The organism is Lederbergia graminis, assembly GCF_042655485.1.
In the GTDB taxonomy this organism is placed as follows: domain Bacteria; phylum Bacillota; class Bacilli; order Bacillales; family Bacillaceae_C; genus Lederbergia; species Lederbergia graminis.
Genome location: NZ_JBHSMC010000013.1, coordinates 25519 through 38649 on the forward strand (window position 1 = coordinate 25519; position 13131 = coordinate 38649).

The following is a 13131-nucleotide window of genomic DNA, read 5'->3' on the forward strand; positions in this document are numbered from 1 at the left end:
CATAGAAAAATGTCCGATAGAAACACTCTATTGGACATTTCATTGCTGATTCCATAGCATAATGTCAAATAGAACCACTCTAATGGACATCTCATTGCTGATTCCATAGCATAATGTCCCATAGAACCGCTCTATTGGACATTTCATCCCTGAACTCAAAGCAAAATGTCTTATAGAAGCTCCTATAAGACATTTCACTACGATATCCCAATCAAATTGCGTAATAGAACCGCTCTAATCATCATTCCTAACAGAAATCCAGATCAAAACCTTCAATAGTACCTTCCTAATTAACAATCCACCCTAAAACTCAAACCATCATTTTTAATAAAGCAAGAATACTATTCAACTACTCATCCCATACACTATCAATTGTCCACACATCCATGTTAATGGTTGCTTTTCCTCCTCTAGTAAATACTTTTACTTGTTTACTAGTTTCAGAAGGATATATTCTATTGGTAATAACTTTTTCACCCTGATTCGCAAATACTTCGATTGAGGATACATCAACAAATATTTGTAAGTGAATACGGCCATCTTTATGATTCAATTGAGCAACACTAATACCTTGCACTCCATTTCCGGAAAGGTTTTTATTAACTTCTAATAAACCTTCTACCACTTTATATGTTACAACCGTTTTTTCTGTATCATCCTCTGAGCAACGAAGAGAAAAACCTACTTCTTGCACATTCTCATTAATTTCAATTAATGCATTCAGTTCATAACTCACTTCACTGAATTTATCTATTATCGTCGTTTCATTTTCTAATGTGATGTTTTTAAATGAAAAATGGCGATTTCTTAATTGTTTATGTTCTTCAACAGGACGCATGAGTAATGTTCCATTCTCAGCCACAATTAGTTCTCTAGGTATCGTCATTGCTCCAAGCCAACCATAATCTTTCGCTTCTTCAATAGACTTAGATCCCCATATTTCCATCCAAGCGATTAGTATTCTTCTATTCTTATCATCTAATAATGTTTGCGATGCGTAGAAATCGCTTCCAAAATCAAGAACTTGAAAATGATCAAAAGTAAATTTTCCTGCATCATAATCCATATCACCAATTGCATATAAATTCCTTTCTTTTATATTCATTGGTGAAATAACTAATACATGTTTATCCTGAAGTGGAAATAAATCAGGGCATTCCCACATATTCCCCATCGTCCCATCACTTTCTACAGCGACGCCCATATAATCCCATGTATTTAAATCTTTTGATTGATAGAGATGTATTTTTCCAATTTCATCTTTACCTGAACCTACAATCATGTACCATTTATCTTCATGTTTCCATACTTTAGGGTCTCTAAATCCGAAACAATTTTCTTCTGGTGCCGCTTTAATGACTGGGTTATTTTCATATTTTTCAAAGTGGATGCCATCTTTACTTCTAGCAACACACTGTGTTTCCTGTGGATGATTTTCCTCAACATGTCCAGTATAGATCAGTGTTAATACACCATCATCATCTACCGCGCTACCTGACCAACATCCATGAGATTCTAACTCCCCTTTGTCATACCATTCAGATGGAGCTAAGGCTACTGGCAGATGCTCCCAATGGAATAAGTCCTTACTTTTTGCATGTCCCCAATGCATCGGCCCCCATTTTGGTGCATACGGATAGTGTTGATAAAATAGATGGTATTCTCCCTTATAAAAAATTAATCCATTTGGGTCATTCATCCAATGGACGGGAGGCATAAAGTGGTAGTTCAATCGATACTTAGTATTAATAGATTTTACTTCCTTATGAAGTGTATTATTTGCACGTTCAATTAATTGTATATGTGATGCTTGCTCTGACTGGATTTCTTTGTTCCTCATTATCTCCACTCCTTTATCACAATATCTTCATCTATATGCTTCTATTGTTAATTATTTCCTTATAAAAGTAAACATCAAAAAAGGAATATAGCTGGAACAACACACTATATTCCTACTAACATTATTATTTATTTCTCATTTTCTTTACCTCATCATACACAAATTGCACTTGTGGACCTACAATGACTTGGATACTATTTTGTCCAACAATATTGATACCAGGGACACCAGTACTCTTTATCTTCTTTTGGTCCACTGTATCCATATCTTTTACATCGACACGTAGGCGAGTGGCACAATGATCCACCGCAGTAACGTTAGCATCGGATCCTAGTCCTTCGTATATTTTCCTGGCCATTATTGCATATTTATCCCCTTCTGCATTTGTATCTTCTTCAACAGCATCCTCGATGATTTCTTCTGAATCATCTTCTCTTCCAGGAGTTGTTAAGTTGAACTTAGCGATTAAGAAGCGGAATAACAAATAATAAATTACTGCAAACACTAAACCTTGAACTAGTAACATATAAGGACTATTTGCGAGTGGTAACCTAGAGCTTAGGAAAAAGTCTACGAAACCGGCACTAAAACCAAATCCGGCGGTCCAATGGAAAAATGCTGCAATTCCTAGCGATAGCCCTGTTAACACTGCATGAGTGACATATAAAGCAGGCGCTACAAACATAAACGCGAACTCTAGCGGCTCTGTAACACCTGTAAAGAAAGAAGCAAACCCAGCTGCTAACATCAAAGATGCAGTATCTTTCTTTTTTTCCTTCTTTGCTGAATGGTACATAGCAAGAGCTGCAGCTGGCAAACCAAACATCATAACCGGGAAGAATCCAGCTTGGTACATACCTGTTACACCTTTTTCCCCTTTACCAGCCCAGAAGTTTGCAATATCATTTATTCCTGCAACATCAAACCAGAATACAGAGTTTAATGCATGGTGAAGGCCTGTTGGAATTAATAAACGGTTAAAGAAACCATATAACCCAGCACCAATATATTCTAAATTACTAATTGCATTACCAAAGGAAACGAGTGCTGAATAGATGACTGGCCATGCAAAAAATAGCACTAACGAAACAAGCAACATAGAAACCGCTGACATTATTGGAACCAAACGCTTACCACTGAAGAAAGCTAATGCGTCTGGTAATTTTACATGACTGAAACGGTTGTACATAATCGAGGCTACAATACCTGAAATAATTCCGATAAATTGATTCTCTATTTTTCCAAATGCAGCATTTACATCTGCTTCCTCAATTCCTTGTAACATAGCAACAGACTCAGTTGATAGAAGTGTTGTTGTAACTAAATAGGCAACAAGACCACTTAAAGCAGCAGAACCATCCTTATCTTTTGACATCCCCAATGCGACACCGACAGCAAATAGTATCGACATATTATCGATAATCGATTGGCCTGATTTAATTAAGAAAGCGGCTATTGGACTCCCTGCTCCCCATCCCTCTGGATCAATCCAATAACCAATACCCATTAGAATAGCCGCAGCTGGTAGAACCGCAACAGGTAACATAAGCGAACGACCAATATTTTGAAGATACTTCATAATAGAGATTTCCTCCCATCTTTTCAAAAATATAATTGCAGTCTTTCCCGTTATGTTTTCCCAAATATTAGTATGAATACACTTTATTCACTATTCCAAACAAAAAGACATCGTGAAAAAAAGTTTTACCCCTTTTTCACGATGTCTTCATTCAATACAGTTAACCAGGGCCTACTATTTTCCCAGTGAATGTTGACTGGGATATGGAAAGCTTCTGAAAGTAATTGATTAGTAACTACTTCCTCTTTTGGTCCTGCGGCTACTACTTGTCCTTTATTAAGTAGGAGAACATGTGTGATTTCCTTCGTTATTTCTTCGATATGATGTGTAACATATAGTACATGGCATTGTTCCTTGACTACTTCTTGTACGAGTAACAACACTTCTTCGCGAGAGAGTACATCAAGCCCGGAGCATGGTTCATCAAAAATGAGTATTTTCGGATCGTTCATTAATGCTCTTGCTATTAGCACCCTTCTTTTTTCCCCTTGTGACAGATATTGATATGGTTTTCTTAATAAATAATCTAACCTCAGTTTTGTCAATATTCGTTCTGCTTTTTGCCAATCAGCATCAGAAACTTGTTCATATATCCCAAAACTAGCAAACTTACCACTTACGACAATCTCTTCTACCGTTTCATAGTCCATCACTTGTGAAAAACGTTCAAGGGAACTACTCACATACCCTATTTCCTTACGTAGCTCTGGTAGGTTTGTGCTTCCAAAGAGATTTCCTAATACAGAAACCTCACCAGTTGTAGCAAAATGATAGCCTGTAATTATATTAAGAAGCGATGTTTTACCAGAGCCATTCAACCCAAGTATGGCCCAGTGCTCCCCCTCATTCACTTCCCAATTTACATTCTTTAATATTTCATTTCCATTTTTCCTAAGTGAAACATCATGCAATGTTATTACTTTACTCATCTAATCCATCCTTATAAACTAGCGTTTTCTAATACCTTTGCCATTAATTGTGCATTGGGATAGTTCACTTCTTGATATTGTTGTATCACTCGTTCTACATCATAATCAACTCGGACAATCGAGGTTTGGAAGCTACTTTCCTCCACATCAACTATGGCATAGGATGACTTTCGTGTTCCATCAAATGGAAGTCCAACACTACCAATATTCATCACACATTTTCCTTTTATATAGCGAATATATGGTTTATGAATATGGGCATATATCGAGATGTCAGTTCCTTCGACAAGTAATTTTTCCTCGATAGTCGCATCAGTTTCTGAAGGTAGAACAATATCAAATAAGCTACTTGGTGTTGCATGGAAAGCATGAATGTTCATCCCATTATGAGAAAAGTTGATATTAGTTGGTAGCTGTTGTAAATACTCAATGTCTTCACTATCTAGCTGCGCATAAATCCATTCTCGCTCCTGTGTCATCATATCAAAAGCTTGGTCCGGAACTTCTCCTGCTTTCACGCCACGTACAACCCACTCATCTGCATTTCCTTTAATTACTTCGCAGTTCAATGATTGAACAAGTTGCAACGCGCGCTTCGGTTCCGGTCCACGATAGCAAATGTCTCCCAGAACAAAAACCTTATCGACATTTCGAGTTTCGATATCCTTTAAAACTGCATCAAGCGCAACGGCATTACCATGAATATCGGAAATAAATGCGAGTCTCATTTTCAGCACCTCTTATCTTTATTTTTTAAGAGCATAGCTAATATTTGAAAAAACTTCAATTATTTATTGTGTTAAAAAACTGTGTTGCCCAGCTGTGTATAAATCACGCCAAATGTGATTTAATGTGGATGATTCCATAACAGCTTCCATTCCTAACATTCGGATTAATGATTGAACACCATCGAAGGTTGCTTGAGCTGACTGCTTACATGTAGAACTAAAAGCCTCTAATTCTTCATCTAATAAAGAGATGCCGACTTCATGATTATTCCATAATGAGGTGATTCCACTATAAAAATTGTCTACGGCAGCCTTATATACACTTTCTTGCTCTTTTATTTTATCAGTTACATTACTGAATCGTAATTCTGACCACCTATCCTTATTCTTTTCAGCAATTGCTGTTGCTTCTTCAAAAAAGTGTTCCCCTATTCCAAGGCAAACTGCTGCAAAGGATGCTTGCGAAAATTGAACGAATGGGAAACTATGTACAAGTCCTTTAAAATTGTTTTTTATTTCAAAAATACTAAAAGTGCGATCCTCAGGTACTAGGGCATTCTCCACTTTTATCGTGTGGCTCCCAGTAGCCTTTAATCCAAATGCATCCCAATCCTCTACTACTTGAACTTGCTCTTTCATTAATATAAAACTAACAATCTCATCATCGTCTGTCATACAATTAGCGGTAAAAAACGATGCAAATTGAGAACCACTGCAATATCTCCATGTACCATTTACGATATATCCATCATCCGTTTTGACTGCTTTTCCAGTTGGATGCCCGCTCCCAGCAAGAACAGCATTTTCAGGTGTAAAAAGTTTATCTGCCCATTCTTCTGTGAAGTTAGCAACAAACATACCTCCACCTGATCCAATCGTCGTTAGCCAGCCAATATTGCCATCAATAGCCGCTGTTTTTTGAAAAACTTGAACTGCTTCTGGTAGTGTAAGCATTCTTCCACCTAATGTTTCTGGAACAAATAACTTAAATAATTTCTCCGCATACATCCAGTCTAGAACTTCTGCTGGTACTTCTCTTGTTTTATCCATATGTTTGGAATGACTTCTTAACTTATTAATAGTTTCGTTTGTAAACATGTTAACCTCCTAAGAAATTGCATCATAATTTTAATATTAAAATAGTTTTAGATGAAAAGCTAATTGAATGATAGCCTCATTTATGAGAAGTCCGTTTCTACACGAGAGTATAATTCCCTGCCTAGCCAATTTACCAAGTGTCCGCAAATTGCATTTCTAACGTAAGTATTTTTAGCGACTCTGTGAGTATTTTTCAGATAGTGCGAATATCACTCTCTTTACCGCAAGTATTACCCCCGATATCTCTAATATCCCACACCTTTCAACCCTTAAGTACAAAAAAAGCACTCCTACTCATGTAGAAACGCTTTAATCTCTTAATATTCGTTTTAAAAATTGTTGTGTTCTTACTTCTTTTGGTGCGGCAAATATTTCGTCAGGTGTTCCTTCTTCCACAATCACGCCATCATCCATAAAGATTACTTTATTAGCTACATCCCTCGCAAAGGACATTTCGTGGGTGACTACGAGCATTGTTTTCCCCTCATTCGCTAAAGTTCTCATCACTTCTAATACTTCTCCGACTAGTTCTGGGTCAAGTGCAGATGTTGGTTCATCGAAAAGTATAATATCTGGGTTGACTGCTATTGCTCGAGCAATACCTACCCTTTGTTGCTGGCCACCAGAAAGTTGAGAGGGATAGGCATCATATTTGTCAGATAGCCCTACTTTATCAAGTGCTTGCTTACCAATTTCTATTGCTTTCGCTTTTGGAATTTTCCTTCCAACAACTAAACCCTCTGTTACATTACCAAGTGCCGTTTTGTTATTAAATAAACTGTAATTTTGAAAAACAAAAGCTGTTTTTTTGCGAATGGCTAAAATATCTTTCTTACGAGCTTTATTAAAACTCGTTTCTATATTATCTACCTTTATTTCCCCTTCATCAGCACGTTCTAAAAAATTAATGCAACGTAGAAAAGTTGTTTTTCCTGAACCACTTGGACCTAAAATTACGGTTACGTCACCTTTTTCAATTTGAACGTCTACTCCCTTTAAGATTTGATTTTTTCCAAAGGATTTGTGGATATTTTTTATTTGTAACATCATTACTGCCCCCTATCTTATCAGGCAATGACTAATTTATATTTAGACAAGCGTTTTTCATATAACTTAAATAAGAATTCAACTAGACTACAAATAATCAAATATACTAAAAATATATCTATATATGCTTCTACATAATTGTAACCCGGGTTGGCCGCTACTTGTGCTCTTAACGTAATCTCATGTAGTGACATCGCGTAACCAAGGGAAGTCGCCTTAATTAAATTTACAGTTGCTGTACATATATTTGGTAGTGCAACAACTAATGTTTGTGGAATAATGATTCTTCTAAATGCTTGCAGAGTTGTTAATCCCACTGCCATCGCTGCTTCTAACTGCCCTTTACTAACAGTACTAATCGCAGATCGAAATACTTCAATGAGAATTGCAGTCGTATTTAAGGAAAACACGATAAATGCATACCAAATTGGATTTACATCATACACCTTCATTCCAACATCGTATTTTTGGAAAATCTCCTCTAACAAGATTGGCACACTATTATAGATAATAAAAATTTGAACAATGACTGGTGTACCACGGACAAAAGAAACATACACACTTGAAAACTGACTCAATATCGGTAATCTATTTATTCTCGTTAAGGCGAGTAAAAAACCTAATGGTAGTGCAATCGTCATTGCTACAACAGTAATCAATAACGCAATCGGCACACCAGATAAAGCTACAAAAAATGTATCTATTAAAAACTCAAAATCAAGTTGACTGGACATATTCTCACCTACTTACACACTCTTAATGACTTGTTTACCTTTACTAAATAGCTTCTCTAACAAGGAAAAGAACTGCTCTATTGCGATTGATAAAATCCAATAAATGATAGAAATAGCGATATAAATTTCCAGAGCATGCGAATTATAATTGCCTGCGATGATTAAATTAGCTTTCCCCATCACATCGATAAGTCCAATCGTGTAAGCTAAAGATCCTTCTTTCATTAATTCCAATAAAGCATTCCCAAAATTAGGTAGTGCTACAACAAATGCTTGCGGTACGACAATACGCCAATATGCTTGCTTATTACTTAATCCTACACTAACTGCTGCTTCGAATTGACCTTTATCTATTGATTCATAAGCAGAGCGAATAACCTCCGACATTATTGCCCCAAATTGTAGTGTAAAAGTTAGCACAACAAAGAAGATCTTATCCCAATCATTAATATCAATTCCAATATTGCTTATTAATGCAGGTACACCATAATACACTAAAAATAAGAGGACAATGGATGGTGTACATCTCAAAACAGTTGTATAGCCATTTGCTATTTTTCTAGCAATTTTACTATTTCCAACTTTCATAGCTGCCAACATGAATCCTAATAATGTCCCAAACAGCACAGTTAGGATGACAACCCAAAATGTTACTTTTAAATAGGGTATTAACATCGGGAATGCGCCCCATAGATAGGAAGCATCAAAATACTTTTCCATATTTCCACCAGCTTTTATGTGATATTGACGGAATAATCATCTACATATTTTCGTTGAATGCATGGAGTTAATGACACATACATATTTTGTCATCCAACTCCATGCACTACAATTATCTTTCTACCTTCTCCAACACTTCAAATAAATCTCTGCCATAAAACTGCTTCATTAATTCATTTAGTTTCTTATCTTCTTTCAATTTCTTTATTGCTTCGTCATAAGCATCCGCGAATTTTTGTTCTTCTTTATTAAATAGTGGCCATGTTTTAATAACGGCGAATTCGTTATAAACCACTTCATCAACAAGATTATGATATGGTCCATCCTCTGCAAGTACTTGTTTTTCAAACGGTCCTTCAATAGAAACTCCACCGTCTACCCGTCCTTCATTTACCCACTGGATGACATCAACAGAAAATGCATCACCAGCTTGTAGCTTCACTGGATTATCAGGATTTGCTTTGTTATATTCGTCAATAACTGTGTATTGTGCATTATTAGCTGCTATTGGTGCTAGTGTCATATTTTCAGAGGCAAACTGCTCGAGCGTTTTAATATGTTCATTCTCTTTTTTCAACACAAGCCCCGTACTACTCAAGCCAAGGAATTCTTCTGGATAGATAAATTTTTTCGTTCTTTCTTCTGTCCAAAACGCATTTTTGACACCAACATGGTATTTCCCTTGTGTTACACCAATTAGTAGATCTTCATTTGTCGTTCCTACATATTCAAATTCATAATCAGGAAGTAATTCGTCGACTAATTTCATCACTTCAACGTCATAGCCAGTTGCATTTCCGTTTTCATCCAACCATGAGATTGGTTTGGATGCTTGATCATATGCTACTTTTATTTTTCTTACACCAGAATCACTTGATGCCTCATCTGCTCCACAACCTGTTAATAGTGCGAGTAATCCAAACGCTAATACAATTCCACTTATTATTTTTTTCATCATTCTTCAGCTCCTTTTCTCTTTTTCTTAGTTGTTCATTACGAATTGTTTTTATCTGCTTCAAGTGCTGCAACTGCTAGCATTTTTATCGTCATATCATCCATAGGAGGATTATGGAGACCCGCTCTTACATCACGGTAATAACGCTGCAATGGATTACTTAGTTGTAAACTTTTTGCTCCTACCACTCGCATTGCTTTATCTACGATCGTGATTGCCGAATTTGTAACTGTATGTTTTACTACTCCTAGTTCATTTGTTAAATGTTGGCGCCGTGATTCATCATCATACGCATCTGCCACACTATAAATTAAATGCCTCGCTCTCGTAAGCTCTAATTCTATTTCACCAAGTGTTTGTTGTACGTTTGGTAATTCTGCAATAGGTGTTTTCAGACTATTTGGTTGATGACGATTTGCGAAGTAAACAGCATAATCTCTTGCTGCCTGTGCAACACCAAGATAAGTAGCTGGAATATGTAACATCCAACCATTAAATTTCTTCGCACTGGAGCGATCAGGTAGTTCCACCAATTTCGTTTCATCTACTTCCACATTTTCAAGTACGAGATCATGACTACCTGTTCCTCGCATGGCAATTACGTTCCATGTTTCATCAATGGACAGACCTTCAAGATCCTTATGTAGGAGGAAGAATCCTACCTTCTGTTTTTCTTCAATCCATGCAGATGTAAGGAAATAAGTTAATACAGGTGAAGCTGTAGTAAATGTTTTACGTCCATTAATAATCCAATTTCCATTCTTTTTGATTGCATTTGTACCTGGACGTCCACCTCTTGTTGGGCTTCCTGTTTGCGCCTCACTAACTGAACGATTAATGATGGCACCATTAACTATTTCATTTGCTAATAGTTCCAAATTTTCATCTGTCCACGATTTATTTTCATAAAGATCCCCAATTGTTCCTAAGCTCCAACCAATCGAGAGTGCAGTACTTGCATCATAGCTTGCAAGTGTTTCTTGCAGTAATACCATGTCATATACCTTTAAACCATGCCCACCATATGACTTAGGTAAAGTAATACTCGGATAACCTATTTCAACTAATTCTTGAAAATTCTCTACTGGAAAAATAGAATTTTCATCTATATAAGCTGAACGACTCTTAAACGTATCCTCTTTCTCTTTTAAAACTTCCAACCATTTCTTTTGTGTTTCATTTTTAATAAACAAATCCATTTAAGTTTCCCCCTCACTCTATTTATATAATTCTTATTGGATTAGTGTGATTTTATTGCAAAAAAATTCACTTATAAAAAATGTAAAATTAATGGTATTGTAAATATTACCAATTGTCAACAGGTAAATTCGACTATATTTATCGGAAAAAGCGGGTATATGCAACATAAAGTTTAATTATGAGCAGTTTATGAACTTTTAAGCATAAAAAGCCAAACTATATGATTATATCAAGATAGTTTGGCTTGTACTAAGAAGCAACCTTTGCAATAATCACATCATGTGCAAAGTGCTATTCTCGGTAAAAGACTGTATGCAATACAGTAGGTTATTAATTTATATTTTCCTTCAAGGGCTGAATATAACCAGCGGAGGAAATACACGCAGACTCCTGCGGGATGTACGGTAGCCGGAAGACCCCACAGGCGCGTATAGTGCCGAGGAGGCTTCCGAACCGCCCGCGGAAAGCGGAGTGTATTTCCGTAGCGGCATAGTCTTACAGTTTAGTACTAGTCACCTATATACTACTGTTTAACCCCAGTATATATGTGTACAGCATCTCGTAGAAATTCTGCAGTACCTGGTTGCTCTTTATCATAATAGGCCGTAAACCTCTCGTCATCTACATACATTTGAGCAACACCAGCATGTGCCTCTTTCGTATAATTCGGCCAATAATAACAAAGCCATTGTTTATGCAAATCAGCAGCTTTTTGTGCTATATCACTAGCAGGATCTCCTGTTGCAAATGCTTGTGCCAAGGTTTTATGAAGCTCCTCAGAAAGTTTAGTTAACTCTTCATGCTCCGCTTCGGTCATATTTAACACTTTTTCATTTGATTTATTAACCGTTTCATCCCCATACTTTTCACGAATCTCTTTCCCATATTTCTTTTCGTTATCATCAACTAACTTTTTCTTAAATCCTTCAAATTTTTCTTTATCAGACATTGTAATTCTCCCTTCATTTGCAGCAATTGTCTTTTCAACATTTAAAATTAACGCATCCAATTGTGCTCTTTTTTCCATAAGTTTTTCATGATGCTCTTTTAGTGCCTTTACTTCATGAAAGTGAGGTGATGAAATAATATCTTTAATTGCATCTAAGTTCACACCTAATTCTCTGTAAAAAAGAATTTGTTGTAGGCGATCAACTTCAGTTTGCCCGTAAATTCTGTATCCTGATGAATTGATTCTTGCCGGCTTAAGAAGGTCAATCTCATCATAATACCTTAATGTTCTCGTGCTAATCCCCGCCAACTTTGCTAACTTTTGTACTGTATATTCCATTTGATCACCTCCTCAACAATAACGATACACCTTGACGTTGCGTGAAGGTCAATAATTAATTTATATAATTTTTCAAATCGCTATTTGGTTTCCATCTATTCTCACAACCATATTGAATCGACTGTCGGTATATTATGGTCTTGACCGCTTCTATCAAGATCATTTCTGACCTTCCGTTTAGGTCAATTGGTTGTGATAAACCCTCTCTAGTCCATTTTAAAGCATTACTCTTGTCAAAACCGTCTTGATAGTGCTGCTCTCAACCATTTTAAAGCATCACACTTGTCAAAACGGTCTTGATAGTGCTGCTCTCAACCATTTTAATGCTATACACTTACCAAAACCGTCTTGATAGTGCTGCTCTCAACCATTTTAATGCTATGCACTTACCAAAAACGTCTTCATACTACTGCTCTCAACCTTTTTGCAACAATTCACCATACAAAACCGCCTTGACTGACTTTGATTATTTCTAACTCTCCGTTTATATCGAATGGTTTTAATTACCATACTTTTTCTAACATTGTTTCTAAGAAAAACAGTCATATTTAAGTTGCAGCTTCATACACATTATTATCCATATAAGTCTGGAGGTATGAATGTGAAGGAAGCATATCAGGATTCAGTAACTGTCAATGAAAGAGATCTACAACGATATTTTGAATTGAATATGCAAAAAAAGGAAATTGAGAAAGAAATGAATCAATTAAAATCTTTTTTTCATCAGTTCTTGGATTCGGAGATTGGAGAGTTAGAAAAAGGAGAATTAGAACGTGGTAATTTTAAATTACAACGGCAAATCCGTTCGGCCATTTTATATGACGAAGCATCAACTGTCCAATTACTAGAAGAATTGAGGTTAGAAGATTGCATCATTCTTGAGAAAAAACCAGATATTGAAAAATTAGAGGCAGCATTTAAGCTTGGTATCGCTGAAGAAAGTGCCTTCCAGCAATGTAGACAAACAAAAAATACAAAGGCAATTACAGTAAAAAAAATCGGGAGGTGACAAT

General features: G+C 36.3%; 12 protein-coding genes. 1 reads left to right on the top strand and 11 read right to left on the bottom strand.

Annotation, left to right across the window (positions count from 1 at the left end; all coding sequences use genetic code 11):
* Positions 1-349: 349 nt before the first annotated feature.
* The 11 genes from ACFPM4_RS09335 to ACFPM4_RS09385 all read right to left on the bottom strand — a co-directional run bounded on the left by ACFPM4_RS09335 (position 350) and on the right by ACFPM4_RS09385 (position 12118).
* Complete coding sequence (locus tag ACFPM4_RS09335) at positions 350-1840, bottom strand: glycoside hydrolase family 32 protein (protein WP_382350580.1); 1491 nt, start codon at positions 1838-1840, stop codon at positions 350-352.
* A 124-nt stretch (positions 1841-1964) separates the two neighbouring features.
* The gene (nagE, locus tag ACFPM4_RS09340; RefSeq protein ID WP_382350982.1) at positions 1965-3422 is read right to left on the bottom strand and encodes an N-acetylglucosamine-specific PTS transporter subunit IIBC; all 1458 of its coding nucleotides are present in this window, start codon (positions 3420-3422) and stop codon (positions 1965-1967) included.
* 122 nt (positions 3423-3544) lie between these two features.
* Positions 3545-4348, bottom strand: a complete 804-nt coding sequence (locus ACFPM4_RS09345; protein ID WP_382350583.1) for an ABC transporter ATP-binding protein — start codon at positions 4346-4348, stop codon at positions 3545-3547.
* A gap of 11 nt (positions 4349-4359) precedes the next feature.
* Positions 4360-5076, bottom strand: a complete 717-nt coding sequence (locus tag ACFPM4_RS09350; RefSeq protein WP_382350586.1) for a metallophosphoesterase family protein — start codon at positions 5074-5076, stop codon at positions 4360-4362.
* A 63-nt stretch (positions 5077-5139) separates the two neighbouring features.
* The gene (locus tag ACFPM4_RS09355; protein ID WP_382350589.1) at positions 5140-6174 is read right to left on the bottom strand and encodes an acyl-CoA dehydrogenase family protein; all 1035 of its coding nucleotides are present in this window, start codon (positions 6172-6174) and stop codon (positions 5140-5142) included.
* Between the two features lie 309 nt (positions 6175-6483).
* Positions 6484-7221, bottom strand: coding sequence for an amino acid ABC transporter ATP-binding protein (locus ACFPM4_RS09360; RefSeq protein ID WP_382350592.1), 738 nt, complete (start codon positions 7219-7221; stop codon positions 6484-6486).
* A 20-nt stretch (positions 7222-7241) separates the two neighbouring features.
* Positions 7242-7955, bottom strand: coding sequence for an amino acid ABC transporter permease (locus ACFPM4_RS09365; protein ID WP_144922043.1), 714 nt, complete (start codon positions 7953-7955; stop codon positions 7242-7244).
* A gap of 12 nt (positions 7956-7967) precedes the next feature.
* Positions 7968-8675 (bottom strand): amino acid ABC transporter permease, encoded by a 708-nt coding sequence (locus ACFPM4_RS09370; RefSeq protein WP_144922039.1) that lies wholly within the window; start codon positions 8673-8675, stop codon positions 7968-7970.
* A gap of 112 nt (positions 8676-8787) precedes the next feature.
* Complete coding sequence (locus ACFPM4_RS09375) at positions 8788-9630, bottom strand: transporter substrate-binding domain-containing protein (protein WP_382350597.1); 843 nt, start codon at positions 9628-9630, stop codon at positions 8788-8790.
* Between the two features lie 38 nt (positions 9631-9668).
* Complete coding sequence (locus ACFPM4_RS09380; protein ID WP_382350600.1) at positions 9669-10829, bottom strand: acyl-CoA dehydrogenase family protein; 1161 nt, start codon at positions 10827-10829, stop codon at positions 9669-9671.
* 524 nt (positions 10830-11353) lie between these two features.
* Positions 11354-12118, bottom strand: a complete 765-nt coding sequence (locus ACFPM4_RS09385) for a MerR family transcriptional regulator (protein ID WP_382350603.1) — start codon at positions 12116-12118, stop codon at positions 11354-11356.
* 601 nt (positions 12119-12719) lie between these two features.
* Here ACFPM4_RS09385 and ACFPM4_RS09390 point away from each other — a divergent pair.
* Positions 12720-13127 carry a hypothetical protein gene (locus ACFPM4_RS09390; protein WP_382350606.1) on the top strand — a complete coding sequence of 136 codons (408 nt, stop codon included), beginning with the start codon at positions 12720-12722 and terminating at the stop codon, positions 13125-13127.
* Positions 13128-13131 lie beyond the last annotated feature (4 nt).